Below are 25,658 nucleotides of genomic sequence, written 5' to 3'. Positions count from 1 at the left end.
CAGACCCGGGACCGGGCGGCGCCATGACCGGCGGCGTCCGGGCCGGGCCGCGTCAGCGGGGCGTCAGCCCAGGAACGCGCCGGACTGGAGGTCCTCGATGGTGATGACCTCGGTGTCGGCCGGGCGGTCGCTCGGCACCGGCTCGTCGAACGCGCTGAAGTCGATCGTGCCGGCCCCGGTGGTGGCGTCCCGGTTCTCGATGCGGAGCGGGTACGGCTCGCCCTCGCTGGCGACCAGGATGGTGGCGTCCTCGCCCTCGTTGAGGGTGACGACGGGGGTGCCGTCGACGTCGGTCGGCTCGCCCATGGTCATCCCGGAGGCGGCGGCGCCCGGGCCCATCTGGGAGAGGAAGGACTCCAGGTTGCACGACTCGACGGAGGAGTTCATCGGCTCCTCGTCGGCCGGGCCGTAGAGGAAGAACCCGTCGAGCTGGCCGAGGATCTCCTGGTCGGAGATGCCGGCGGCGGTCTGCCAGAACGTGGTGTCCGGGCGCAACCACGCCTCGTCGCCCAGCTTGATGATCTCGAAGGAGCCCTGCGAACTCATCGAGATGGAACCGGCGCAGTCGCCGTCGCGGCTGAGGTGGAGGTCGATCCCCATCTGCTCGCCGGCCTGGTCGATGTCGCCCACCATGCGGAGGGAGTCGGCGGCCATCAGGGCCTCGAAGGCCTGGTCGGCGATCTCGTCGGCCGAGGCGCCGCCGAAGGCGTCACCGCCGGCCTCCTCGTCGTCCGCCGGCTGCTCCTCGGCGGGGCTTTCGGAATCGGTGGAGGAGTTCTCCTCGTCGTTGCTGTCGTCGCTGGAACAGCCGGCCAGCGCGACCATCGCGGCCGTGGCCACAGCGGCCGCGGCCACACGGGTGCGTCGGGTTATGAGACTCATCGGGCCCCCCGGTGAGAGAGTGAAAGGATCATCAAGAGGCACCAACCCATGTCGGCACCAGGGGTCACGTTATCAACGCGCCCTCGACGAAATGCCGGAGAGTCTCCCGCCATGCGCTCGGCCGCTCCCTTTGCGGCAAGTGCCCAGCTCCCGGCACATCCGCATACCGGCCGTGCGGCAGCGCCCGCACCATCTCCTGAGCCTCCGCCCGCCCCAACTCGCCGTCCACGCCGCGCACCACCAGCGTGGGGCAGGGGACCTCGGCCAACTCCTCCCAGTGCGCGTCGTGCGCGAAGCCCTCCCTGATCTCCAGGATCTGGTCCCGGCTGAAGACCGGCCGCCAGCCGTCCGGGCGCCGCGCCATCACCTCCCCGAAGAACCAACCCCGGGCCGGCTGCGGGGCGTTGAGCGAAGGATCGCGCTCACCGAACCAGGCGCGGACCTCCTCGACCGAGGAGAACGGCAGCGGCCACGAGCCCAGCCACCGCCGCCAGCGGCGCTGCGCCTCGTCGCCGATCGCGGAGGCCCGCATCTCGCAGATCACCAGCGCCCGCACCAGATCCGGCCGGCGGGCCGCCAACCGCCAGGCCGTGAGCGCCCCCATGCCGTGCCCGACCAGCAGCACCGGCGCCAGGCCGAGCCGCTCCACCACCGCCTCCGCGTCCGCGACGAAGGCCGCCCCGTCGAACGGGCCGCCCGGCGGCTTGCCGCTGCGGCCGTGCCCCCGCTGGTCCAGCGCGACGGCCCGGAACCGCGAGGCGAGCCAGCGCCCCGTCTCCTCCCAGTGCCCCGCGTGCCCCATCAGCCCGTGCAGCAACAGGGCCCCCGGCCTGCCCGCCGGACCTCGCCCGAACTCCCGCGCCACCAACGGCAGTTCGCCGAACCCTCGCACCTCGACCGCTCGTCCCATCGGCCCGCCCCTCCTTCCCGTCTCCCGGTCATCGCCACCCCAGAATACCGAACAGATATTCGAACACGGGCGATGCGGAGAGCATCTCACCCGATGGAGCGAGGGAGTTGACCGGAGTTGACGCAACGGGCCGCGCGGCAGGGGCCGTTCGAACGCGAGCCGCCCCGGGAGGCGGGCGCGCCGGGCGCCAGCCGTCCGGGCGCCGACACACGAAACGGGCGCGGGGCCGGCCGGCCCCGCGCCCGTTCGACGCGCCTTCCGCGCGCTGCGCCTCCCGCGCGCCGGCGCTACGCCCCCGGCTACGCCTTGGCGACGAAGACGTGCATCGCGACCTGCTGGTCCAGCTCGGCCGACTCGCCGCCGCTGCCCACCTGGACCGCGCCGGCCCCGGTCGAGGTCACGCTCACCGAGGCGCCGGGCTGCACGCCCGCCCGCCGCAGCGTGTGCATCACCTGGGCGTCCGTCTGCACCGGCTCCCCGATCCGCCGGACGATCACGGTCTTGCCGCCGTCCACGTCCAGCTCCGAGAGCGCCACCACGCCCTCGGCGAGGAACGGGTCGGGCGAGCCCTTCTCCCCCAGCTCCTCAAGGCCGGGGATCGGGTTCCCGTAGGGGGACTCCGTCGGGTGGTTCAGCAGCTCCAGCACCCGCCGCTCCACGGCGTCGCTCATCACGTGCTCCCAACGACAGGCCTCGGCGTGCACCTGCTCCCACTCCAGGCCGATCACGTCGACCAGCAGGCACTCGGCGAGCCGGTGCTTGCGCATCACCCGCTGGGCCAGCCGGCGCCCCTCCTCGGTCAGCTCCAGATGCCGGTCGCCGGCGATGGTGAGCAGGCCGTCCCGCTCCATCCTGGCCACCGTCTGGCTCACCGTGGGGCCGCTCTGCTCAAGCCGCTCGGCGATGCGGGCACGCATCGGGACCACCCCTTCTTCCTCCAGCTCCAGAATGGTGCGGAGGTACATCTCGGTGGTGTCGATCAGTCCGGACATAAGTGCCCCTCGATTTCTCGTGCGGTGGCCCTGTTGCAATTCTGACGCACTGCGCCGACAACGGACCCGGCCGCGGGCGACCCAGCGCACATATTGACACCGAACTGGTCTGGACCATTACGGTGTGCCTTGACCAAGCCCCGGACCGCCGCCGGCCTACACAGCAAGGGACGCCCGCAGATGCGCGAAGAAACCCTCGCCCACCAGTTCTTCGATGCCGCGATCGAGCTGCTGTGCCGGGTCAGAGACCAGGAGGCGGGGAACATCGCCGAGGCCGCCACGCTGATCGCCAACACGGTGAGCGGCGGCGGCAAGGTGTTCGCCAGTGGCGCCGGCCACTCAGCACTCCCCGCCCAGGACCTAGTCTACCGGGCAGGGGGGATGGCCCTGGTCAATCTCCTGGCCATCCCCGGCACCACCGGCGTCGACGTCTCCCCCGCCACCCTGGGCAGCGCGCTGGAACGGGTCAGCGGGCTCGCCCCCGCCACCCTCGACAACAGCCCGGCGGCCCCCGGCGACCTGCTCATCGTGATCTCGCTCTCCGGCCGCAACACTCTCCCGATCGAGCTGGCCCAGCACGCGCGGGAACGGGGACTGACCGTGCTCGGCGTCACCTCCGTCGGCTACGCCACCGGCACCGCGTCCCGCCACCCCTCGGGGACGTTCCTCAAGGACCACTGCGATCTCGTTCTCGACAGCGCCATCCCGATCGGCGACGCGACGCTGACCAGCGAGGGCGTCGGGGCGCCCTTCGCGCCGGCCTCCACGGTGGTGACGTGCGCGCTGCTCCAGGCGGTCTTCGCCGAGGCCGCCGGCCGCCTCGCGGAACGCGGCATCGAGCCGCCGCTGCTCCGCTCGGCCAACGTGGACGGCGGCGGCGCGTGGAACGAGCGCGTCTACCGCGAACACCGCGACCAGATCCTCTGGCGCCGGTAGCCCCTGCCGGGGCGCGGCTCGGGAACGGCGCCCGGCCGTGGACGGCGGAGGCCGCCGGGCCCCTTCCTCGCGGGGTGTCGCGGGGCTGCGCCCCGCACCCCCGACCGCCCTCCCGCGACCGCCCCGCCGGGCCGGCCAGCGGGGCCACGGGTCCTGAGCGTCCGGACCGGTCAGCAGCCGCCGAGGAGGCGGGCGAGGTCGATGGCCGCGCCGACGCGCAGGGCGACCTCCTCGCCGTAGGCGGCGTCCAGGCGGTCGAACGGGCGGCGGCCGCCGCCGCGCAGGAAGGTGAGGGCGCCCAGCACCCGCCCCCTGCTCCGCAGCGGAACGCACAGCGCGTGCTCCGCGTCGGCCGGCCAGCGGTGGTCGTGCGCCCAGGCGGAACGCGAGACGCCGCCGGTGGCGCGGACCGGCACCGCGCAGTCCACGGCCTGGAGGGCCGGGTGCCCGGCGCGGTAGCGGATGACCAGCCCCCGCGTGCTCTCCCGGCCGGCGAACGTGCCGGGGCTCTCGGCGATCCGGACCAGCCCGCCGCCCTCGCCGGTGACGTCGAGCAGCGCGTGTTCGGCGAAGCCGGGCAGCGCGTAGTGCAGGTGCAGCACGGCGGCGTCCAGCGGGTCGGGGCAGTCGGCGGCGGCGCGCGCGGCGCGGCTGAGCTGGCTGTCGCGGAACCGTTGCCTGGCCGCGCCCTGCCCGACCCGCTTGGCCTGGGTGGTGTCCTGGAAGACCCAGGCCACGCCGAGCGGCACCGGGTCGCCGGTGACCGGGGAGCCGAGTTGGAGGAAGCCGCTCACCAGGCAGCGGCGTTCCTCCGTCGGGCCGGCGCCGAACGCGGCCGGTTCCGCGCCGAGTTGGTCGGGGCGCAGGGTCAGCCACAGCTCGACGGGCTCCCTGGGCGGCTGGCCGGCCAGGGTGTGCTCCAGCGCGCTCTCCAGTTCGTCGAGGCCGGCGGTGATGAACTCGGCCAGCGGCTCCCCCAGCATGTCGACCTGGGCGACCGAGAGCGCCGTCGCGGCGCGGCCGTTGACGGCGACGGTGCGCAGGTCGGGGTCGACGAGCAGCACCCCGAAGGGGGCGTCGCCGAGCAGCGCGTCGCTGAGGGCGAGGTTGCGCTCCAGGTCGAGCTGGGCGAGCGCCTCGCCGAAGGCGCAGTAGACGCCGACGGGCCGCCCCTCGGCGTCGCGGACGGCCGTGGTGGTGGCGCGCATCAGGACCCGGGAGCCGTCCGCGCGGAAGAGGGGGATCTCCTGCGTCTGGCGGCTGGGGCCGTTCGGCTCGCTGGGGGCGGTCCGCAGCACGGAGAGCAGGCGGCGGGTGATGTCGTCGGCGTCCGCGTCGCGGACCAGCCAGCCGCCGAGGCCCTCGCGGCCGACGGCCTGGTCCTTCGACCAGCCCAGCAGCCGGGCGGCACGCTCGTTCCAGTGGGTGACCCGGCCGGTGGTGTCGAGGGCGAGGAGGGCGGCCTCCATGCCGTCGAGCAGCGCGGCCAGCAGCCGCTGGTCGGAGACCAGGAACGGGGCGGCCGGCTCGTCGTCGAGATCGCGGTGTTCGGTGGGACCGGAACGTTCGGGGTGCTCGGCGTGGCCGGAACGAGCGGCCTCGGAGTGGAGCGCCTTGGAGTGGGCTGCCTCGGAGTGTGTGGTCACCTGCTGTACCCCCAGCACAGGAGAGTGGGCACCGGTCGCGTGCGCGCCGAACCATTCAACTGCACGGTGACGTCCGTCACATAGGGTTTCAACCAATCTCGTTGCCGCACCGAGACCCGGGCTGCGCGGGGGTGGGACGGGGGCGCGGAAGCGGGGTGAAGAGGGGTCTTAATTCTCTTGGCGCCGGGCGGGGGCGTCGCCTACCGTCTGAGGTACACGAGAAGGGAGGTGGTTCGGCGAATGTATGACAACCGGACGCGTGAGGTGACTGCGGCCTAGGTCGCTGGTTCACACGACACGTGGCGAAGCCGGCGCCGCCGGCCAATCCCAGGCAGTCACCCGATCCGCGAGCCGCCGGTAAGTCCGGCCGGCTCCCCGAGCCCCCAGGGGCGAGGGGACCAAAGGCTCGCGGATCGTTTTTTTGCGTTCAGGGGCAGAGCCGCTCGACCGACCAGCCGCCGTCGGCGCGGACGTAGCGCAGCCGGTCGTGGAGCCGGTTGGCCCGGCCCTGCCAGAACTCGACCGTCTCCGGGGCGACCCGGTAGCCGCCCCAGTTGGGTGGGGCCGGCACGTCCTCGCCCTCCGGGTAGCGGGCGGCCAGCTCCGCGTACATCCCGTCGAGCGCCGCCCGGGAGGCGACGGGCGCCGACTGCTCGCTGGCCCAGGCGCCCAGCTGCGAGCCGTGCGGCCGGGTGCGGAAGTACGCCACCGTCTCGTCCCTGCCGGTGCGGGTCACCGGGCCGGTGACGATCACCTGGCGGGCGATGGGGTGCCAGGGGAACAGCAGCGAGGCGCGCGGGTTGGCCTCGATCTCGCGGCCCTTGCGGGAGGCGTAGTTGCTGAAGAAGACGAAGCCCCGCTCGTCGAAGCCCTTGAGCAGAACGGTGCGCTGGCTGGGCGCGCCCGTCGCGTCGGCCGTGGCCACCACCATGGCGTTGGGCTCGTTGAGCCCGCTGGCGACGGCCTCGTCGAACCAGCGGCGGAACTGCTCGATCGGCGCGGCCGCCAGGTCCTCCTCGCCGAGCCCGGCCGCCCGGTACCGCACGCGCATCGCCGCGAGGTCGGGGCGCGGGTCGGCGTCGGCGGGCGGCGCCGGTGGAGTGGACGGAGTCAGCGGGGTCGACGGGGCAGGCGCCTCGGCGAGCGGTGCCGGGGCGGCACGACGGGGGCGGGAGCCGCGCCCGGCGCGGGGTCGGCGGGGACGGTCGGCGTTCTCGGCGTGGGACACGGCCCATATCTTGCAACATGGGACTGACAGTGGCGGCCACGCCGGGGATTCGTTCCCGAGCCCCTTCCTGAAGGACACGCCTGGTTAAGGTGGCCGCCAGACAGTCCGGGCCGGCAGGACCGCCCGCACGACGAGGACCGCCCCGCACGAGGAGCCGCTGATGTCGACCGACTTCGTCCCCGGCCTTGAGGGGGTCGTCGCCTTCGAGACGGAGATCGCCGAACCCGACCGGGACGGCGGCTCGTTGCGCTACCGGGGCGTGGACATCGAACGCCTGGTGGGCACGGTGTCCTTCGGCCAGGTGTGGGGCCTGCTGGTGGACGGCGCGTTCGAGCCGGGGCTGCCGCCGGCCGAGCCGTTCCCGATCCCGGTGCACTCGGGGGACGTCCGGGTGGACGTGCAGTCCGCGTTGGCGCTGCTCTCGCCGGTGTGGGGGCTGCGGCCGCTGCTGGACATCGACGCGGCGCGGGCCAGGGACGACCTGGCGCGGGCGGCCGTGATGGCGTTGAGCTTCGTGGCGCAGTCGGCGCGCGGCCCGGGGCTGCCGATGGTGCCGCAGCGGGAGATCGACCGGGCGGACTCCATCACCGAGCGGTTCCTGCGGCGCTGGCGCGGCGAGCCTGACCCGCGCCATGTCGCGGCGTTGGACGCCTACTGGATCTCGGCGGCCGAACACGGCATGAACGCCTCGACGTTCACCGCCCGGGTCATCGCCTCGACCGGTGCCGACGTCGCCGCCGCGCTGTCGGGCGCGGTGGGCGCGATGTCGGGGCCGCTGCACGGCGGGGCGCCGTCGCGGGTGTTGGGGATGTTGGAGGAGATCGAACGCACCGGGGACGCCGAGGGCTATGTGCGGCGGAAGTTGGACGCGGGCGAGCGGCTGATGGGCTTCGGCCACCGCGTCTACCGGGCGGAGGACCCGCGCGCCCGCGTGTTGCGGCGCACCGCGCGGGAGTTGGGGGCGCCGCGCTTCGAGGTGGCGGAGGCGCTGGAGCGGGCGGCGTTGGCGGAGCTGGCTCAGCGGCGGCCCGACCGGGTGCTGGCGACCAATGTCGAGTTCTGGGCGGCGGTGGTGCTGGACTTCGCCGAGGTGCCGGCCGAGATGTTCACCGCGATGTTCACCTGTGCCAGGACGGCCGGCTGGTCGGCGCACATCCTGGAGCAGAAGCGCACGGGGCGGCTGGTGCGCCCCTCCGCGCGCTATGTCGGTCCGCCGGCGCGCGAGCCGGGTGCCGTGGCCGGCTACCCGGGCTGAGCCGCGCGCCGGCGGACCGTCCCCCGTTCACCCCGTTGCCCCCGTTGCCCCCGTCGTCGCCGGTCAGGCCGGCGGCCCGGCCGGGATGGCGTGCAGCTCGACCGGCTCGTTGCTGGGGGCGCCGCCGGGGCCGGGACAGGTGGAGATGTGGTGGGCGATCTCCACGGCGCGCTCGTGGCTGGCGACGTTGATCACCCAGTAGCCGGCGAGGAAGTCCTCGGTCACGGCGTGCTGGCCCTCGGTGATCTCGGGCTTCCCGCTGTCGGTGGCGCGGACGGTGGTGACGGCGCTCGGGCCGCCGAGGCCCTGGCCCTCGACCCACTCGCCGCGCTCCTGGAGCTCCTTGTTGAGCGTCTCCATGAAGGTGAACATGGCCTGCATGTCCTCGGGGCCGTAGGCGGCCATGTCGGCGTCGAAGGTGGCGGTCTTGGCGAAGATCTGAACCATGTACTGCATGGGAAGCTCCCTGGGTGGGTGGCGAGTTGCCTGGGTGTGTCGGTCAGCTCGCGTTGTTGTCAGGGCAGACCGGGGGTCGCGCGGAAACTCATCGCCGGCGGCGGGGTTTTTTCGCGGCGGTTCCGCGCGCCGCGCCCGGGCGGCCGGTTCGTAGGGTGGGGCGGTGACCACTCTTGCCGACGCGCGCGCCTTCTTCATCGCCGATGTCTTCACCGACCGCCCCTTCGGCGGCAACCAGCTGGCGGTGCTGCCGGAGGCCGACGGCCTCACCGACGCCCAGCTCCAGTCGCTGGCCCGGGAGTTCAACTTCTCCGAGTCGGTCTTCGTCCTGCCGCCCGAGGACCCGGCGCACAGCGCACGGCTGCGGATCTTCACGCCGGAGCGGGAGTTGCCGTTCGCCGGGCACCCGACGGTCGGGGCGGCGGCGGTGCTGGTGGGGCAGGGGCTGCTGGACCCGGCGGCGACCGGCGGGCGGGTGCTCTTCGAGGAGGGCGTCGGCCTGGTGGCGGTGGAGGTGACGGGCTCGTTCGCGCGGCTGACGCTGACCTCTCCCTATCTGGCCTCGGCGGAGCCGCCGGCCAGGGCGGCGGTGGCGGCGGCGCTGTCGCTGCCCGAGGAGGAGGTGCTGGACTGCTGGTACGGCGGGGTGGGGCTGCGGTTCTGCTATGTGCTGCTGGCCGGGCGGGACGCGGTGGACCGCGCGGCGCTGGACCGGGCGGCCTGGTCGGCCGGCATCGCCGGCGGCTGGGCGGACGACCTGCACGTCGGCGCGGGCGAGTTGGCGGACGGCGGGCGGGTGTACGCGCGGTGCTTCGTGCCGTCGCTCGGCGTGCCCGAGGACCCCGCGACGGGGTCGGCGGCTGCCGGGCTGGTCGCGGGGCTGGTCGCGCGGCCGGGGAACGAGCCGGCCGGGCCGGCGGGCGAGGTGCGGCTCACGGTGGAGCAGGGCGTGGCGCTGGGCCGGCCCAGCGTGATCGAGGCGTCGGCCCGCTGGCGGGACGGCCGGCTGTCGGAGGTGTCGGTGGGCGGCCACACGGTGCTGACCGCGACGGGCCTGGTCGCACCCGGGCCGGCCTGACGCGCGCGGGCCCGGTCGGCTCCGCGCGACGGCGGCCGGCGGGCGCCCGGGGTCTCCCGTCCCGGCAGGCGACGGGAGACCCCGGGCGGGCAGGGGGTCAGCCGGTCGCGACCTCGCTGCGGCCCGGCCGTTCCTCGGAGCCGTCGTCGTCCGGGTCGGTGTTGAGGGACATCACCAACTCCTCGCTCTCGGTGGTGCCTTCGGGCTTGAGGAAGCCGATGCCCAGGTAGAGCACCAGGGAGGTCAGCAGCGGCAGGCCGACGATCGCGGCCTCCGTCGAGCCGTCGATCTGGTAGCGCACCACGTACCAGACGAGCAGCCCGCCGGCCCAGGAGACGATCGCCGCCGTGGGGCCGATCCTGCGGAACCAGGGCAGCAGCCCGAGCATCAGCGGGATGGAGATCGGTCCCATGGTGGCGGCGACGAGTTGCACCACGGTGTCGAGGACGAAGCCCTCTCCCCTGGTGGTGATGGCGATCGCCATGCTGAGGCTGACGAAGAGCACGGTGGTGATCCGGGCGAACGTCAGCTGGGCGCGCTCGGTGAGGCGGCGGACCTTCGGCACCAGCACGGGCGCGATGTCCCGGGTGATGACGGCGGTGATCACGTTGGAGTCGGAGGCCACCATCGCCATGGTGTGGGAGAAGAACCCGGCGAGCATCAGCCCGATCAGGCCGGCCGGCAACAGCTCCTTGGAGAGCGCCACATAGGACTCCTCGCCCGCGGTCAGCCCGGGCACGATCAGCGGCGCGGCGACCATCGGCAGGAAGAGGATCAGCGGCCACACCAGCCACAGCCCGCAGGACAGCAGCGCCGAGCGCCTGGCCTCGGTGCCGGAGGGCGCGGCCATGTAGCGCTGCGCCAGGTTCCACATGCCGCCGTTGTACTCGAAGGTCTTGACGAAGAGGAACGCGATGATCAGCCAGGTGGTGACGGAGCCGGCGATCGGGTCGCCGTGTCCTTCGGGCAGGTCGCCCCACATGGTGAACGGGAAGTCGGCGCCGAGTTCCATCATCACCGCGACCAGCATCGCGAAGCCGGCGACCGCCTGGATCACGAACTGGCCCATGTCGGTCAGGACGTCGGCCCACAGGCCGCCGACCGTCATGTAGGCCATGGTGGCGATGCCGGTGAAGATGATGCCGACCTCCAGCGGGATGTCGGCGAAGCCCTTCAACAGCACGGAGATCGCGACCCACTTGGCGGCGATGTCCACGACCTTGAGCGCGGCGCCGCTGTAGGCGAGGACCTGCTGGGTGGGCAGGTTGTAGCGGCGGGCCAGGTACTCCAGCGGGGACTTCACGTCGTGCTTGGCGCGCAGCCGGTTCCAGCGGGCGGCGAAGAGGAACGCGCCGACGCCGACGCCCAGGCCGATGGTCAGCGGCCACCAGAAGTAGACGGTGATCCCGTCGTTGTAGGCGACGGCGGCGAAGGCCACGAACATCACCGCGCTGTAGCCCGACATGTGGTGCGAGATGCCGGAGAGCCACCACGGTATTCGGCCGCGCGCGGTGAAGAAGTCGGCCACGGTGTGGACGCGTTGCTTGGACCACCAGCCGATGGCGACGACGACGAGGAAGTAGCCGGCGACCACGATCCAGTCGAGTGCGGACATCGCGGCTCCTAAGGGGAGGGGGCGGGGAGGTGGGGGCGGCGGCCGGGCTCGGGCCCGCCGCTCGCGCGCCGGGCCGTGGCCCGACTCACCAGTGCGCGCGCCGGGGCTGGAAGTCCGGGTCGGCGCGCCGCATGTAGGCGGTGTCGTCCCGGCGTTCGACGCCGCAGCGCAGGTAGTTCTCGTGCAGCGTGGCCAGCGCGTCCCGGTCGAGTTCGACGCCGAGCCCCGGCCCTTCGGGCAGCGGCACGGCGCCGTCGACGAAGCGGAGCGCGCCGGGTGCGACCACGTCCTGGCCCTGCTGCCAGGGGGTGTGGGTGTCGCAGGCGTGGGTGAGGTGGGGGACGGCGGCGGCCAGCTGGGTCATGGCGGCGAGGCTGATGCCGAGGTGGGTGTTGGAGTGCATGGACAGTTCGAGGCCGAACGTGTCGCAGAGCGCGGCGACCTGGGTGGAGCGCAGCAGGCCGCCCCAGTAGTGGTGGTCGGTGAGCAGCACGCCGATGGCGCCCCGGGCGATGGCGGGCGGCAGGTGCGCGTGGGTGACCACGCACATGTTGGTGGCCAGCTTCATCGGGACCTCGGGCGCGACCCGGGCCATGCCGGCGATCTCGGGGGTCGGGTCCTCCAGGTACTCCAGCACGCCGTCGAGGGCGCGGCCGACGCGGATCGAGGTGGCGGGCGTCCAGGCGGCGTTGGGGTCGATGCGCAGCGGGAGTTCGGGGAACGCGTCGCGCAGCGCGAGGACGGCCTCGATCTCGTCGTCGGGCGGCAGGACGCCGCCCTTGAGCTTGATGGAGCCGAAGCCGTACTCGTCGACGAGGAGTCGGGCCTGGGCGACGATGCCCTCGGGGTCGAGCGCCGCGCCGAACCGGTCCTCGTCAGCGCCGGGGTGGCCGGCCCACTTGTAGAAGAGGTAGGCGCTGTAGGGGACGGCGTCCCGCACCGGGCCGCCGAGCAGGTCGGCGACGCGCAGCCCGGCGGCCTTGCCCCGGATGTCGAGGCAGGCGACCTCGAACGGGGAGAACACGGCGTCCACGGTCTTCTGGTTGCTGCCGGCGCCGGTGAGGCCGTGCTGGTCGACGAAGACGTCGCCGCCGATGGTGGCGGCGACGGCGGCGTACTGCGCGTGGTGGGCGTGCACGTCAAGCCCGACGAGGGCGGGGGCGACGGCGCGCAGGCGCTCCAGGTGGGAGCGGTCGCCGTAGGTCTCGCCCAGGCCGCTGAGCCCTTCGTCGGTGACGACCTCGACGACAGTGCGCAGCGCCCAGGGCTCGTGGACGCCGCTCGCGTTGAGCAGGGGTGGGTCGTGGAAGGCGACGGGGGTCAGGTGGATCTCACGTATGCGCATAGCCGACCATTCACATATTTGAATATGGGCCATTCTGGTGAACAGACGCGGCAACTGTAGAAGTGCCCCCAGGGAGCGTCAAGGGTCCCGACGGGGCGAAACGCGCCCACCGGCCGGCCCGGCGGACGTTCAGGGGGGTGAGCGCCGGGAAGGTGGGCGGGAGTTGGCGGCGCGGGTGGCGGGAGGTGGCGGCGTGGGTGGGCGGGAGGTGGCGGGCCGCGGTGGGCGACGGTCGGTCATGGCGTCCCGGCCGTGCCCGGGAAAACGTTTCCGACGGCGCCGATAAGGGACGGCGAATGGCCGTTCGCCGCACGCCGGATAAGTCGCACGCGGGATAGCGCGGACGGATAACAACGCCCTGGCCAGCACGGGCCAGGGCGAAAATTGAGAATTCAAGAACTGGGCGCCGCGCGCAGGACGCGCGAACCCCGCTACCGGCCGAGGTGTTCGGCCAGCACCTCCGCGAAGTGCCGCGCCCGCACCCCGGCCAGCTGGTCGAGTTGCAGCCGGCAGGAGAAACCGTCCGCCACCAGCACCGCGTCCGCCAGCGCCTGGCGCACCGAGGGCAACAGCTGGTCCTCGGCGCAGGCCACCGACACCTCGTAGTGCCCCTTCTCGAAGCCGAAGTTCCCCGCCAGGCCACAACAGCCGGCCGACAGCTGGCCGGTGAGCCCGGCCGCCTCGCGCAGCGCGGCGTCGGCGGCGTCGCCCAGCACCGCGTGCTGGTGGCAGTGGGTCTGCCCGGCCACCGGCCGGCCGATCGCCGGCGGCCGCCACTCGGGCGCCAGCTCGCTCAGGGTCTCGGCGAACGTCCGCACCTGCTGCGCCAGTTGGGCGGCGCGCGGGTCGTCGGGCAGCAGCTCGGGCAGGTCGGTGCGGAGCGCGGCGGCGCACGGCGGCTCCAGCACGGTCACCGGCCGGCCGGCGTCGATCTCGCCCGCCAGCCGGTCGAGGGTCCGGCGGCCCACCGCCCGCGCCCGGTCCAGCTGCCCGGTGGAGATCTCCGTCAGCCCGCAGCAGACCGCGCCGCGCGGCAGCCGCACCCGCAGCCCCGCGTCGTCGAACACCCGGATCGCGGCCCGACCGGCCTCCGGCGCCAGGTAGTTGGTGAAGCTGTCGGGAAACAGCAGCAGGTCGTCGCCCGGGGACCGGCCCTGCCGTGCCCACCAGCGGGTCAACGGCTCGCCGGCCAGCGGCGGGATGGCCCGTTCCGGCGCGATCCCGCCCAGCCGCTTGGCCAGCGCCGCCAACGGCCCGACGCGCGCCGCCACGTTGGCCGGACCCGCCAGCCGCAGCGCCGCCGCGAGCCGCAGCCAGGCGGGCAGCCGACCCATCGCGTAGTGGGCGGCGGGGCGGCGGCGGCCCGCGTAGTGGTGGTGCAGGAACTCCGCCTTGTAGGTGGCCATGTCCACGCCGACCGGGCAGTCGCTGCGGCAGCCCTTGCAGGACAGGCACAGGTCCAGCGCGTCCCGCACCTCGGGCGAGCGCCAGCCCTCGGTGACGACCTCGCCCAGCAGCATCTCGTGCAGCAGCCTGGCCCGGCCCCTGGTCGAGTGCTCCTCCCGGCCGGTCGCCCGGAACGACGGGCACATCACGCCCGAACCGCTGCCCGCGTCACGGCACTTGGCGACGCCCACGCAGCGCCGCACCGCCGCCGAGAAGTCCCCGCCGTCTCCCGGATAGGAGAACGCGACGGGCGGCCTGGTCGGCATCCCCACGAACCGCAGGTTCGCGTCCAGCGGCGCCGGCCGGGCCAGCACGCCCGGGTTGAGGCCGCCGTCCGGGTCCCAGGCTGCCTTGAACCGGTCGAAGAGGCCGACCAGTTCCGGACCGTACATCCTGGGCAGCAGCTCCGAGCGGGCCAGCCCGTCGCCGTGCTCCCCGGAGAGCGAGCCGCCGTGCGCCACCACCAGGTCCGCCAGCTCGGCGCTGAACTCCCGGAACCGCGCCACGCCGGGCTCGGTCAGCAGGTCGAAGTCGATCCGCACATGGATGCAGCCGTCGCCGAAGTGCCCGTAGGGCAGCCCGCGCAGCCCGTGGTCCCGCAGCAGGCCACGGAACTCCCGCAGATAGGCGCCCAGTCGGGCCGGCGGCACCGCGCAGTCCTCCCAGCCCGGCCACGCCTCGCCGCCGTCGGGCAGCCGGGTCGCGGTGCCCGAGGCGTCCTCCCTGATCCGCCACAGCGCGCGCTGCTCCAGCGGGTCGATCAGCACCGCGCTGCCCGTGGTCTCGCCCGCCGTGGCCCGGCCGATCGCCTCGGCGGCCGCCCTGGCCTCGCCGGGATCGGCGCCGCCGACCTCCACGAAGAGCCAGGCGCCGCCGCGCGGCAGCGAGCCCGCCGCCGGGCCGCCCACCAGGTCGGCGGCCATGCCCTCCACGGTCAGCGGCCCGTGCGCCAGCAGCCCGGCGGCCGCCTCGGCGGCCGCGCTCTCCTGGGGATAGCCCAGCACCGCCAACGCCCGCGCCGCCGGCGGCCGCACCAGCGCCACCTCCGCCTCCGTCAGCACGCCCAGCGTGCCCTCGGAGCCGGTGAACGCGCGCGCCCAGTCCCGGCCGCGCTCCGGCAGCAGCTCGTCCAGGGCATAGCCGGAGATCCGGCGCGGCAGGTCGGGGAACCCGGTGCGCAGCGTGGCCAGTTCGCCGCCCACCAGCGCCTCGACGCCGGCCCGCAGCCGCTCGGGAACGCCGGCCCCGCCCCGGCACAGCTCCGCCGCCTCGCCCCGGTAGGTGAGGACGGACAGCCGCCGGGTGTTGTCGGCCGTGGTGCCCCAGGCGACCGAGTGCGAGCCGCAGGAGTTGTTGCCGATCATGCCGCCCAGCGTGCACCGGCTGTGGGTGGACGGGTCGGGGCCGAACGTCAGCCCGTGCCGGGCCGCCTCGGACCGCAGCGTGTCGCAGACCACCCCCGGCTCCACCACGGCGGTGCGGGCCTCGGGGTCGACGGAGCGGACCCGGTTCAGGTGGCGGGTGAAGTCCAGCACCAGGCCGAGGCCCGTGGCCTGCCCGGCGATGCTGGTGCCGCCGCCGCGCGCCACCACCGGCACGCCGTGCTCGCGGGCCACCGCCAGCGCGGCGGCCACGTCCTCGGCGTCCCTGGGCGCCACCACGCCGAGCGGAACCCGCCGGTAGTTGGAGGCGTCCATGGTGGTCAACGCGCGCGGGCCCGCGTCGAGTTCGACCTCGCCCCGCACCCGGGCGGCGAGCGCGGCGGCCAGCTCGGCCGCCTCGGCCGGGACCGCACCGCGCCTCCCGTTCCCGCCTCTGCCCGCGTCGTCGCGGTTCCCGCCGTTCCCCCGACCGCCCGTCGTTCGCCTCAGCCGTTCCATAACTCCCAGCCTGCACCATTTCCGCAGGGTTACCCCGGGGTTCTCGCGAGCTTCTCCTGGGCCGCTTTCGAGTGCCGGCGCATCAGAACACACAGAAATCACACGCAATTCCAATGAGCGTGACGCCAATCGGCTCGTCAACTCACCCTATAGTGTTGGCGAATTACCGCCCCCTGACGTCCCCCGAGGTCCTCGTTTCATGACAGCGCACACCCGGCCGGAGCGCCGGACGCCGAAGCGCCCGGCGAAGCGTCAGATGCTGCTCGCCCTGTTGATCACCCTGGCCGCCACCGGCCTGGCCTGGACCCTCGCGGTCTATCTGGCCCCCGACTCGGTCCGGGTCCCCCTGGCCTGGGGTGCCGGCGCCGCCGCGCTCGCGCTCTGCGTCGCGGTGCCGTGGGCGGCCCACGGCCGGGCCGAAACGCGGCGCTTGACAGCCGAGTTGGCGGCCCACCGGCGCCGCCTGGACGAGTTCGCCGACGCCGAGGTGCCGGCGCTCGTCGAACGGCTGCGCGGCGGCTCGTCCGCCGCCACCGCGCTCGGCGCCGGCCGGCCGGAGAACGCGGCCGAGGAGCGCGTGCTGCGCACCCTGGCCGAGGAGGTCGGCCGCGCCGAGGCCGGCAAGGCCGCGGCGCTCGCCGCCGGCGCCGGCGCCGGCGCCCGTCTCCAGGCCCTGACCCTCAGCATGTTGGCGGAGCTGCGCGAGATGGAACACCGGCACACCGACGAGGACGTCCTCGGCGACCTGCTGCTGATCGACCACCGCACCGCGCAGGCCGGCCGCCTCGCGGACAGCATCGCGGTGCTCACCGGCGCCCGCTCCGGGCGGCGTTGGGCCAAGCCCATCGTGATGGAGAGCATCATCCGGGGCGCCATGGGCCGGATCGGCGGCTACCAGCGGGTCCGCTCGCACTCCACGGTCAACGTCGCCGTCGCCGGCCACGCCGCCGAGGGCGTGATGCACGCGCTCGCCGAGATCCTGGACAACGCCGCCAACTTCTCGCCGCCGACGGCCGAGGTGCACGTCTATGTCGAGGAGGTCCCCGCCGGCGTCGTGATCACCGTCGAGGACAGCGGCCTGGTGATGAGCGACGTGGCGCTGCGCCGCGCCGAACGCGCCGTCTCCGACGAGCCGTTGGACCTCTCCTCGCTCTCCGGCACCCGGCTCGGCCTGGCCGTCGTCGGCGTCCTGGCCCGCAAGCACGGGCTGAGGGTCAGCTTCCGGCCCTCCGCCAGGGGCGGCACCGGCGTGCTGCTGATGATCCCCCAGGAGCTGCTCAGCCGCCCCCGCGCCGCCGACGAGCCGCCCGGTTTCGCGGCCCCGCTCCCCGCCGCACAGACCTCGGCCCCGACCCCGGCCCCCGTGCCGGCCGCCGCGCCCCAGCCGAAGCCGGCGCCCGCGCCGACGCCCGCGCCCGCGCCGGTCGAGGCGCCGCCCGCCGCCGACCCGGTGGCGGCCGACGACCGGCCGCTGCCCACCAGGGAGCACGCCCCCGCCGAGTCCTCCACCACCGACGAGCTGCCGCAGTTCGGCGAGAGCGGGCTGCCCAAGCGCCGCAGGGGCCGCACCCTGGCCGCCGCCCACCGGCAGGAGCGCGCCCGCGCCGAGCGCGACAGCGGGCCAGCGCCCACGCACTCCCCGGCCGAGTCCGCCGCCAGGTTCGGTGCCTTCCGCCAGGCCCTGAAGGGCCGGGACCGGGCCGCCGGTGAACCGACCGCACCCTCCCCCCGAGAAGAGTCCCACCCGGAGGAAAACACCCCATGACCACACCATCCGCCGGGACCCGGCACCACCCCCTCTCAGCGACGGCGGACGAGCGGCTCAACTGGCTGCTGGAGCGGCTGCTCGACCGCACCCCCGGAGCACGGCACGCGCTGGTGCTCTCCCGAGACGGCCTCAAGCTCTGTCGCACCCCCGAGCTGTCCGAGGACCAGGCCGACCAGCTGGCCGCGATCGCCGCCGGCATCCAGAGCCTCTCGCACGGCGCCTCCATCGAGTTCGGCGACGGCTCGGGCGGGGTCCGCCAGTCGATGACCGAGTTCTACGGCGGCATCCTCTTCATCGTGGAGGCCGGCGACGGCGCCCACCTGGCCATCGTCGCCGACCAGCACGCCGACGTCGGGGTCATCGGGCACAACATGAACGAGCTGGTCGAGCAGCTCGGCGAGTACCTCAGCGCCGCGCCCCGCAGGCCCGGCGAAGGGAACGACACCGCATGAGCCGCCCGGGGCGCGACGAGGACCCCGACCGCCTCTACACGGTGACCCGGGGCCGCAGCCGCGCGTCGTCCGACGCGTTCGACCTGGTCACCCTCGTGGTGCGCGAGTCGGAGCCGTCGCCTGGGATGCAGTCGGAGCACGTCCGCATCCTGACGATGTGCCAGTACCCGACGGCCGTGGTGGAGATCTCGGCCGAGTTGAAGCTCCCGGTCACGGTGGTCCGCATCCTGCTGAGCGACCTGCTCGACTCGGGCCTGATCACCGCCCGGCACCCCCAGACGGCCCGCACGGCCGCACACCTACCCGACTCGAATCTCCTTGAGCAGGTGCTCGTTGGACTCCGCAACCTCTGACCGCCCGGCCGCCCGCACCCCCCTCGGCAGGTCAGCCGACAACGGTCTGAAGATCGTGGTCGTCGGCGGCTTCGGCGTGGGCAAGACCACCATGGTGCGTTCCGTCAGCGACATCAGGCCGCTGAACACCGAGGAGGTGATGACCCGCGCCGGGGAGCGGGTCGACGACGTCTCCGCGATCCAGGGCAAGACCTCCACCACGGTCGCCTTCGACTTCGGCCGGATCGCGCTCAACGAGCGCACCGTCCTCTATCTCTTCGGCGCGCCGGGGCAGGAGCGCTTCTGGTTCCTGTGGGACCGACTCTTCGCCGGCACCCTGGGCGCCGTGGTGCTGGTGGACACCCGGCGGCTGGCCGACTCCTGGTACGCGATCGACCGCCTCGAACATCACGGCACCCCGTTCATCGTGGCGCGCAACGACTTCGGCGGGCCGCGCCACACGGCCGAGCAGGTGCGTGACGCGCTGGACCTGCCCGAACACGTCCCGCTCATCGACTGCGACGCCCGCTCCCGTCCGTCCAGCAAGAACGTGCTGATCACGCTCGTGGAACACCTGCACGCTCTGTCCACCGCCCAGGAGAGCCGCTAAGTGACCACCCCCGCCTCCCCCTCGTCGTCGCCCGCAGGTTCGGGGCCCCTGGGCTCGGGGCCCGGCCTGGCCCCGGACGCCGTGCCGCTCAGCGGCGAGCGTTTCCACACCGACCCGCACGCGCTGTACCGGGAGATGCGCCAGCGGCACGGCGCGGTCGTGCCGATCGTGCTGCCGGGCGACGTTCCGGCGTGGCTGGTGATCGGCTACCGGGAGCTGCACCAACTCCTCAGCGACTCCCAGCTGTTCAGCCGGGACTCGGACCTGTGGAACCAGTGGGACAACATCCCCGACGACTGGCCGCTGCTGCCGATGATCGGGCACAAGCAGCCGTCGATCCTCTACACCGTGGGCGAGGCGCACACCCGGCGGGTCGCGGTGATCAACGACGCGCTGGAGGCCGTCGACCAGATCGAGCTGCGGAAGATCGTCGAGCAGCTGGCCGACGGGCTGATCGACCGGATCTGCGGGCAGGGCGAGGCGGAGCTGATCGGGGACTTCGCGACGCTGCTGCCGATCCTGGTGCTGGCCAAGATCTTCGGCTTCCCGGACGAGGAGGGCCCCTCGGTGGGTCAGGCCCTCCACGACATGATCGACGGCGGTGAGAACGCGATCGCCGGGCAGCAGCATCTGCTCGGTTCCATGCGGAGGTTGCTCGCGGCGCGCCGGGTGCGGCCGGCGGCCGACGTGGCCAGCCGGATGCTGGCCAACCCCAGGGGCTTCTCCGACGAGGAGCTGGTGCAGGACCTGATGGTGATGTCGGCCGCCGGCCACCAGCCGACGGTGGACTGGATCGGCAACACCCTGCGCCTGATGCTCACCGACGACCGGTTCGCCGCCTCGTTCTTCGGCGGGCGCAACAGCGTGGCCGAGGCGATGCGGGAGGTGCTCTGGGAGGACACGCCCAGCCAGATCATCGCCGGCCGGTGGGCCACCAGGGACACCCGGCTGGCCGACCGGCACATCAGGGCGGGCGACCTGTTGGTGCTCGGCTTCCAGGGCGCCAACGACGACCCGCAGGTGCGGGTCCATCAGCACGGGGGCTCCGGTGGACTGACCGGGGGCAACAACGCGTTCTTCTCCTTCAGCCACGGAGATCACCGCTGCCCGTTTCCAGCGATGGAAATCGCGGAAGTCATCGCCAGGGGCGGAATCGAGGTGATCCTCGATCGGCTGCCCGACATGGACCTGTCCGTACCACCGGCATCACTCGTCCGGCGGCCTTCACCCTGGCTGCGGGGCATGACCGCGCTGCCGGTGCGCTTCACACCGACCCCCGCACTTGGAGGCCAGAGATGAGCTGTCCCGTCCACCACACCGCCGACTCCGCAGGTGCCGACACCATCGTGCTCGACCCGCTGGTACGCGACCTGGCCGGCGAGGGGGCGGCGCTGCTGGCGGCCGGGCCCATAGCCAGGGTCGAACTGCCGGGCGGCGTCCCGGTGTTGGCGGTCACCCACCACGCCGAGGCCCGCCGGCTGCTGAACGACCCCCGGCTGGTGAAGGACATCAACGTCTGGAACGCCTGGCAGCGCGGCGAGATCTCCCAGGAGTGGCCGCTGATCGGGCTGGCCGCCCCGCCGCGCTCCATGCTCACCGTGGACGGCGCCGAGCACCGCAGGCTGCGCGCCAAGGTGGCGCAGGCGCTCACCCCGCGCCGGGTGCAGCTGCTGCGGCCGGGCGTCGAACGCATCACGGCCCGGCTGCTGGCCGGCCTCGACGCCCAACCGGTCGGCGAACCGGTGGACCTCAAGGCGCACTTCGCCTACCCGCTGCCGATGGCGGTGGTCTCCGAGCTGATGGGCATCAAGGAGTCCGACCAGCCCGAACTCCGCTCGCTCTTCGAGGAGTTCTTCAACACCCAGACCCCGCCGGCGCGGGTCCCGAAGATGATCGCCGAGCTGCACGACATCTTCGCCAGGACCGTCGAGGAGAAACGCGCCGACCCGGGCGACGACCTGACCAGCGCGCTGATCCTCGCCGACGACGGCGGCGCGCGGCTGACGGACGACGAGATCACCAACACCCTCCAGCTGATGATCGCGGCGGGTCACGAGACCACCATCGCGCTCATCAACAACGCGGTGCGCGGGCTGCTCTCGAACCCGGACCAGAAGGCGCTCGTGCTGAACGGCGAGATCCCCTGGGAGACCGTGATCGAGGAGACGCTGCGCTGGTCCTCGCCGACCTCGCACGTGCTGATCCGCTTCGCCACCGAGGACGTCGAGGTGGGCGACACGGTGATCCCCAAGGGCGAGGGGCTGATCACCTCCTATGTGGCGATCGGCTGGGACGAGAAGCAACACGGCCCGACCGCCCGCGAGTTCGACATCACCCGGCCGACCCCGATCCGACACATGTCGTTCGGGCACGGGCCGCACGTCTGCCCGGGCGCGCCGCTGTCCCGGCTGGAGGCGGCGGTGGCGCTGCCCGCGCTCTTCGAGCGCTTCCCGGACATCGCGCCCGCCGTGCCCGACGAGACCCTGCGGCGCCGGCCCAACGTCACCCAGAACGACTTCTACGAGCTGCCGGTGCTGCTGCACGGCGCGCGCTGACGCGGGGGCGCGCGCGGCCGCACCGCGCGCGCCGATCCGCCGCCCGGCGACGGCCGACGGGCCCCGGGCGGGCCACCGACGAGCCGCTGACGGGCCGCTGCCTGACCGCTGCCTGACCGCGTTCCACGGGCCGGAGCGACGTGTCTCACCCCCCGGACGAGGTGCCGGGAGCACCGGGAAGGGACTACGCTCCGGCTCGTGGCCGATATCGAGATTCCCGCTGAGATCAAGCCCGCCGACGGCCGGTTCGGGTCGGGCCCATCCAAGGTGCGCGTCGAGGCGCTGAACGCCCTGGCGGCGACCGGCGACTCGCTGCTCGGCACCTCCCACCGCAAGGCGCCGGTGAAGAGCCTGGTGCGCCGCGTGCGGGAGGGCGTGTCCGCGCTGTTCTCCCTGCCCGAGGGCTACGAGGTGGTGCTCGGCAACGGCGGCTCCACCGCGTTCTGGGACATCGCCACCCACGGGCTGATCGAGGCCAAGTCGCAGCACCCGTCGTTCGGCGAGTTCTCGGCCAAGTTCGCCAAGGCTGCCAGCAAGGCGCCCTGGCTGGACGAGCCGACCGTGGTCGCGGCGGAGCCGGGCACCTTCGCCCAGCCGCGCGCCGAGCGCGGCGTGGACGCCTACGCGCTCACCCAGAACGAGACCTCCACCGGCGTGGCGGCCCCGGTCCGCCGGGTGGCGGGCGCGGACGAGGGCTCGCTGGTGCTGGTGGACGCGACCTCGGGCGCGGGCGGCCTGCCGGTGGACATCACGGAGACCGACGCGTACTACTTCGCGCCCCAGAAGTCCTTCGCCGCCGACGGCGGGCTGTGGATCGCGGTCCTCTCACCGAAGGCGATCGAGCGGGTGGAGCGGATCGCGGCCTCCGGCCGGCACATCCCGGAGTTCCTGTCGTTGCCCACCGCGATCGACAACTCGCGCAAGGACCAGACGTACAACACCCCGGCCGTGGCCACGCTCTTCCTGCTGGCCGACCAGCTGGAGTGGATCAACGGCCAGGGCGGCCTCGACTGGGCCGTCGGCCGGACCGCCGACTCGTCCGGGCGGCTGTACTCCTGGGCGGAGAAGTCCGAGTTCGCCTCCCCGTTCGTCACGGACCCCGAGGCGCGCTCGCAGGTCGTCGGCACCATCGACTTCGCCGAGGGCGTGGACGCCGCGAAGATCGCGTCCGTGCTGCGCGCCAACGGCGTGGTGGACACCGAGCCGTACCGCAAGCTCGGCCGCAACCAGCTGCGCATCGCGATGTACCCGGCGGTCACCCCCGACGACGTCGAGGCCCTGACCCACTGCGTCGACTACGTCGCCGAGCGCCTCTGACCCCGCGCCCGCGCACAGCCGCCGGTGGCCCGGCGCCGCTCCCGTTCACGGGTGGGCGCCGGGCCACCGGCCTGTGATGGGGGGACTCAGCGGCCCAGACCCTGGTAGCGGCGGACGGCGAGGGGGACGAAGACCGCCGTGATGACCAGCGGCCAGACGACGGCCATCAGCAGCGCGTTCTGCTCGATCCAACTGTCGCCGGTGGGCAGCGGGTTGCCGAACAGGTCGCGGATCGCGTTGGCCGTGGACGAGACCGGGTTCCACATCGCGATGGCGCCCAGCCAGTCCGGCATCATCGACGGCGGGGTGAAGACGCTGGAGACCATCCCGAACGGGAACGCCACCGCGAACAGGTTCCCCGCGACCTCCTGGTTGGGCGTGATCAGCCCCAGGAAGACGCCGATCCAGATCAGCGCGAACCGCAGCAGCAACAACAGCCCGAACGCGCCCAGCGTCGCCCACAGCCCGCCGTCCGAGCGCCAGCCGATCACCAGCGCGATGACCGCCATCACCAGCAGGTCGAACGACGCCTGGATCACGTCCGAGACCCCGCGCCCGGCGACCACGGCCGACGGGGCCATGGGCATGGAACGGAACCGGTCGGTGATGCCACGTTCCTTCTCGATCACCACCGCCATCGCGGTGTTCATGAAGCCGAACGCCATGGTCATCGCGAAGAGGCCCGGCATCGCGAACGACTTGTAGTCAGCCCCTTCACCCACGTCCATCGCGCTGCCGAAGACATAGACGAAGAGCAGCACCGAAACGATCGGGAAGCCCAACTGCCAGGCGATCATCGACGGTTGCTTGACGAGGTGGGTCAACTCACGGCGGACGATGGTCAGGCAGTCGGTGACGGCCCAGTAGACGCGCCGCTCCGGGCCCGTCTCGTCGAGTTCGAGCGGCGGCCGGTGCTGCTGACCGGGTGCTGTGGTGCTCATCGGATCGTCTCCTCGTCCAACGGGGCGGGCGCGTCGCCCGACGGGGCGGTCTTCTGGTGTGACGCGGCGGCCTTCTCGTGTGCCGGGCCGGGCTCGTCGCTCCCGCCGGCGGGGGCGCCCTCTTCGTGAGACGGGGCGGGCTCGCGCTCGCCGCCGGTGAGGCGGAGGAACACCTCGTCGAGGGTGGGGCGGCGCAGCCCGATGTCGACCACGGCGATGCCGCGTTCCTCCAACTCCCTGACCACGGCCGTCAACGCGGCCACCCCGTCGGCCACCGGGGTGTGCACCCGCAGCGCCTCCTCGTCCTGCTCGGGGCCGACGCCGCGCGTCACCCTGGCCATGGTCTTGACCGTCTGCGGCAGGTCGGCGGGGTCGGAGAGCACCACCTCCAGCCGGTCGCCGCCGACCGCCCGCTTGAGGCCGGCGGGGGTGTCCTCGGTGATGTTGCGGCCCTGGTCGATCAGCGCGATCCGGTCGGAGAGCTTGTCGGCCTCGTCCAGGTAGTGGGTCGTGAGCAGCACCGTGGTGCCGCCGGCGGCCAGGGACCGCACGGCGTTCCAGACCTCGCTCCGACCGCGCGGGTCGAGCCCGGTGGTCGGCTCGTCGAGGAAGAGCACCTGCGGCGCCAGGATCATGCTGGCGGCCAGGTCGAGCCGGCGGCGCATCCCGCCGCTGAAGCTCTTGACCTGCTGGTCGGCGGCCTCGGCGAGGCTGAACTGCTCCAGCAGTTCGTCGGCGCGGCGGGCGGCGGTGGCGTGGTCCAGGTGGAAGAGGCGGCCGAACATCCGCAGGTTCTGCCGGGCGTTGAGGATCTCGTCCACCGCCGCGTTCTGCCCGGTCAGCCCGATCCGGCGGCGGACCCGGGCCGGCTCGGCCCGCACGTCGATGCCCGCCACCTCGGCGCGGCCGCCGTCGGCGCGCAGCAGCGTGGCGAGTATCCGCACCGAGGTGGTCTTGCCCGCGCCGTTCGGCCCGAGCAGGCCCAGCACGGTGCCCCGACGAACGGCCAGGTCAAGCCCGTCGAGGGCGACCTTGTCGCCGTAGCGCTTGCGCAGCCCCTCCGCCACCACCGAGTACTCGGATGACCCCATGTCCCTACTCCCCTCACGAACTGAGTACGCCGTACCCAATGTAGCGTACGGCGTACGCGATGTGTCGAACGGGTTTTAGGATGGCGGTGATGACATCGGAGACCGAGCAGGACCGTGCCGCCATCACCCGCAGCCTGGAGCTGTTGTGGCGAGGGCGCGGTCCGCGCACCCGGGGGCCCAAGCCGGGGCTCTCGCTGGAGGCGATCGTCTCCGCCGCCGTGACGCTGGCCGACCGCGAGGGGCTGAACGCGCTCTCCATGCGCAAGGTCGCGGCCGAGCTGGGCGTGGGCACGATGTCGCTCTACCGCTATGTGCCGGGCAAGGCCGAGCTGTTGAACCTGATGCTCGACCACGTCTCGGCGCCCGACGACCCCGAGGCGATCAAGGGCCTCGGGGCGCCCGGCGAGCCCCCGGCGGAGGGGTGGCGCGCCCGGCTGGAACGCATCGGGCTCGGCACCTACCGGCTCTACCTCGACCACCCCTGGCTGCTCCAGGTCAACCAGGCCCGGCCGCTGCTGGGGCCCAACGCCCTGCTCGGCTTCGAGTACGGGCTGGCCTCGCTGAACGGGCTCGGCCTCACCGGCCCGGAGAAGGTCCAGATCATCGTGACCCTCGACGCCTATGTCACCGGCCTCGCCCGGCACTATGTGCTGCTGCGCCAGGCCGGCGAGGAGTCGGGGATCTCGGACGAGGAGTTCTGGGAGGCCCAGGGCCCGGCGATCGAGGGGGCGCTGACCAGCGGCGACTTCCCGCATGTGATGAGCCTGGGCGTCGACGCGTTCTCCACGCCGGCCGAGGAGATCCTCGACTTCGGGCTCACCCGGGTGCTGGACGGCATCGCGACGTTCGTCGCCGCGTGCCAGGCGGCCCGCCCGCAGGGCGCGCCCGACCCGGGCGCCGCCGACACCTGCGACTGACCGGCC

The 25,658-nt window shown here is 73.4% G+C and carries 22 protein-coding genes; 11 read left to right on the top strand and 11 right to left on the bottom strand.

From position 1 onward, the window contains the following. Positions 1-63: 63 nt before the first annotated feature. The 3 genes from FH609_RS13395 to FH609_RS13385 form a co-directional block, all read right to left on the bottom strand. Positions 64-855 carry a hypothetical protein gene (locus FH609_RS13395; protein ID WP_139669145.1) on the bottom strand — a complete coding sequence of 264 codons (792 nt, stop codon included), beginning with the start codon at positions 853-855 and terminating at the stop codon, positions 64-66. Positions 856-946: 91 nt separating this feature from the next. Then, a complete protein-coding gene (locus tag FH609_RS13390) occupies positions 947-1,792 on the bottom strand; it encodes an alpha/beta fold hydrolase (RefSeq protein ID WP_139669143.1) in 846 nt (281 codons plus the stop codon). 299 nt (positions 1,793-2,091) lie between these two features. Then, positions 2,092-2,784 (bottom strand): metal-dependent transcriptional regulator, encoded by a 693-nt coding sequence (locus FH609_RS13385; protein WP_139669141.1) that lies wholly within the window; start codon positions 2,782-2,784, stop codon positions 2,092-2,094. Positions 2,785-2,964: 180 nt separating this feature from the next. Between FH609_RS13385 and FH609_RS13380 the strand changes: the two genes are divergently transcribed. Beyond that, positions 2,965-3,720 carry an SIS domain-containing protein gene (locus FH609_RS13380; protein ID WP_139669139.1) on the top strand — a complete coding sequence of 252 codons (756 nt, stop codon included), beginning with the start codon at positions 2,965-2,967 and terminating at the stop codon, positions 3,718-3,720. A gap of 170 nt (positions 3,721-3,890) precedes the next feature. Here FH609_RS13380 and FH609_RS13375 read toward each other — a convergent pair whose 3' ends face one another. Together FH609_RS13375 and pdxH are read right to left on the bottom strand one after the other, a co-directional pair. Further along, the gene (locus FH609_RS13375) at positions 3,891-5,366 is read right to left on the bottom strand and encodes a PAS domain-containing protein (RefSeq protein ID WP_226961629.1); all 1,476 of its coding nucleotides are present in this window, start codon (positions 5,364-5,366) and stop codon (positions 3,891-3,893) included. A 427-nt stretch (positions 5,367-5,793) separates the two neighbouring features. Further along, the gene (gene pdxH, locus FH609_RS13370) at positions 5,794-6,417 is read right to left on the bottom strand and encodes a pyridoxamine 5'-phosphate oxidase (RefSeq protein ID WP_139669459.1); all 624 of its coding nucleotides are present in this window, start codon (positions 6,415-6,417) and stop codon (positions 5,794-5,796) included. 337 nt (positions 6,418-6,754) lie between these two features. Here pdxH and FH609_RS13365 point away from each other — a divergent pair, with 337 nt between their 5' ends. Then, positions 6,755-7,849, top strand: coding sequence for a citrate synthase 2 (locus tag FH609_RS13365; RefSeq protein ID WP_139669137.1), 1,095 nt, complete (start codon positions 6,755-6,757; stop codon positions 7,847-7,849). Between the two features lie 63 nt (positions 7,850-7,912). Here FH609_RS13365 and FH609_RS13360 read toward each other — a convergent pair whose 3' ends face one another. After that, positions 7,913-8,305 (bottom strand): YciI family protein, encoded by a 393-nt coding sequence (locus tag FH609_RS13360; protein ID WP_226961628.1) that lies wholly within the window; start codon positions 8,303-8,305, stop codon positions 7,913-7,915. 163 nt (positions 8,306-8,468) lie between these two features. Here FH609_RS13360 and FH609_RS13355 point away from each other — a divergent pair, with 163 nt between their 5' ends. Continuing rightward, positions 8,469-9,383: a PhzF family phenazine biosynthesis protein gene (locus FH609_RS13355; protein ID WP_139669135.1), complete on the top strand. Its 915-nt coding sequence runs from the start codon at positions 8,469-8,471 to the stop codon at positions 9,381-9,383. A 97-nt stretch (positions 9,384-9,480) separates the two neighbouring features. Here FH609_RS13355 and FH609_RS13350 read toward each other — a convergent pair whose 3' ends face one another. The 3 genes from FH609_RS13350 to FH609_RS13340 form a co-directional block, all read right to left on the bottom strand. Then, the gene (locus FH609_RS13350; protein ID WP_139669133.1) at positions 9,481-10,998 is read right to left on the bottom strand and encodes a sodium:solute symporter family protein; all 1,518 of its coding nucleotides are present in this window, start codon (positions 10,996-10,998) and stop codon (positions 9,481-9,483) included. A gap of 85 nt (positions 10,999-11,083) precedes the next feature. Beyond that, the gene (locus FH609_RS13345) at positions 11,084-12,343 is read right to left on the bottom strand and encodes a glucarate dehydratase family protein (protein ID WP_139669131.1); all 1,260 of its coding nucleotides are present in this window, start codon (positions 12,341-12,343) and stop codon (positions 11,084-11,086) included. 431 nt (positions 12,344-12,774) lie between these two features. Beyond that, positions 12,775-15,669 carry an FAD-binding and (Fe-S)-binding domain-containing protein gene (locus FH609_RS13340; RefSeq protein WP_139669129.1) on the bottom strand — a complete coding sequence of 965 codons (2,895 nt, stop codon included), beginning with the start codon at positions 15,667-15,669 and terminating at the stop codon, positions 12,775-12,777. Between the two features lie 199 nt (positions 15,670-15,868). Between FH609_RS13340 and FH609_RS13335 the strand changes: the two genes are divergently transcribed. The 7 genes from FH609_RS13335 (at position 15,869) to serC (ending at position 22,703) form a co-directional block, all read left to right on the top strand. Beyond that, positions 15,869-17,434, top strand: a complete 1,566-nt coding sequence (locus FH609_RS13335) for a sensor histidine kinase (RefSeq protein WP_139669128.1) — start codon at positions 15,869-15,871, stop codon at positions 17,432-17,434. Further along, the gene (locus FH609_RS13330; protein WP_139669126.1) at positions 17,431-17,889 is read left to right on the top strand and encodes a roadblock/LC7 domain-containing protein; all 459 of its coding nucleotides are present in this window, start codon (positions 17,431-17,433) and stop codon (positions 17,887-17,889) included. Before FH609_RS13335 ends, FH609_RS13330 begins: the two co-directional genes overlap by 4 nt. Next, entirely contained in the window at positions 17,886-18,242 is a 357-nt protein-coding gene (locus tag FH609_RS13325; RefSeq protein ID WP_139669124.1) for a DUF742 domain-containing protein, read from the top strand. Before FH609_RS13330 ends, FH609_RS13325 begins: the two co-directional genes overlap by 4 nt. Beyond that, entirely contained in the window at positions 18,223-18,831 is a 609-nt protein-coding gene (locus tag FH609_RS13320; protein ID WP_139669122.1) for a GTP-binding protein, read from the top strand. Before FH609_RS13325 ends, FH609_RS13320 begins: the two co-directional genes overlap by 20 nt. 66 nt (positions 18,832-18,897) lie before the next feature. Beyond that, a complete protein-coding gene (locus FH609_RS13315; protein WP_122184046.1) occupies positions 18,898-20,130 on the top strand; it encodes a cytochrome P450 in 1,233 nt (410 codons plus the stop codon). Beyond that, positions 20,127-21,386 carry a cytochrome P450 family protein gene (locus FH609_RS13310; RefSeq protein ID WP_139669120.1) on the top strand — a complete coding sequence of 420 codons (1,260 nt, stop codon included), beginning with the start codon at positions 20,127-20,129 and terminating at the stop codon, positions 21,384-21,386. The genes FH609_RS13315 and FH609_RS13310 overlap by 4 nt, the downstream gene beginning before the upstream one ends. 198 nt (positions 21,387-21,584) lie before the next feature. Continuing rightward, positions 21,585-22,703, top strand: coding sequence for a phosphoserine transaminase (gene serC, locus FH609_RS13305; RefSeq protein WP_139669118.1), 1,119 nt, complete (start codon positions 21,585-21,587; stop codon positions 22,701-22,703). 86 nt (positions 22,704-22,789) lie between these two features. On the opposite strand, the gene FH609_RS13300 is transcribed toward serC, so the two are convergent. Next, positions 22,790-23,644: an ABC transporter permease gene (locus tag FH609_RS13300; protein ID WP_139669116.1), complete on the bottom strand. Its 855-nt coding sequence runs from the start codon at positions 23,642-23,644 to the stop codon at positions 22,790-22,792. Then, complete coding sequence (locus FH609_RS13295; RefSeq protein WP_226961627.1) at positions 23,641-24,735, bottom strand: ATP-binding cassette domain-containing protein; 1,095 nt, start codon at positions 24,733-24,735, stop codon at positions 23,641-23,643. The genes FH609_RS13300 and FH609_RS13295 overlap by 4 nt, the downstream gene beginning before the upstream one ends. Positions 24,736-24,824: 89 nt before the next feature. On the opposite strand from FH609_RS13295, the gene FH609_RS13290 reads away from it, so the two are divergent. Continuing rightward, on the top strand, positions 24,825-25,652 hold the full coding sequence (locus FH609_RS13290) for a TetR/AcrR family transcriptional regulator (protein ID WP_139669114.1): 828 nt from the start codon (positions 24,825-24,827) through the stop codon (positions 25,650-25,652). The last annotated feature ends 6 nt before the right edge of the window (positions 25,653-25,658 follow it).

It is taken from the genome of Streptomyces sp. 3MP-14 (genome assembly GCF_006334905.2).
Taxonomy (GTDB): Bacteria; Actinomycetota; Actinomycetes; order Streptomycetales; family Streptomycetaceae; genus Streptomyces; species Streptomyces triticirhizae.
Note: the sequence above shows the minus strand (reverse complement) of the source record. Positions and strands in the feature narration are given on the sequence as shown.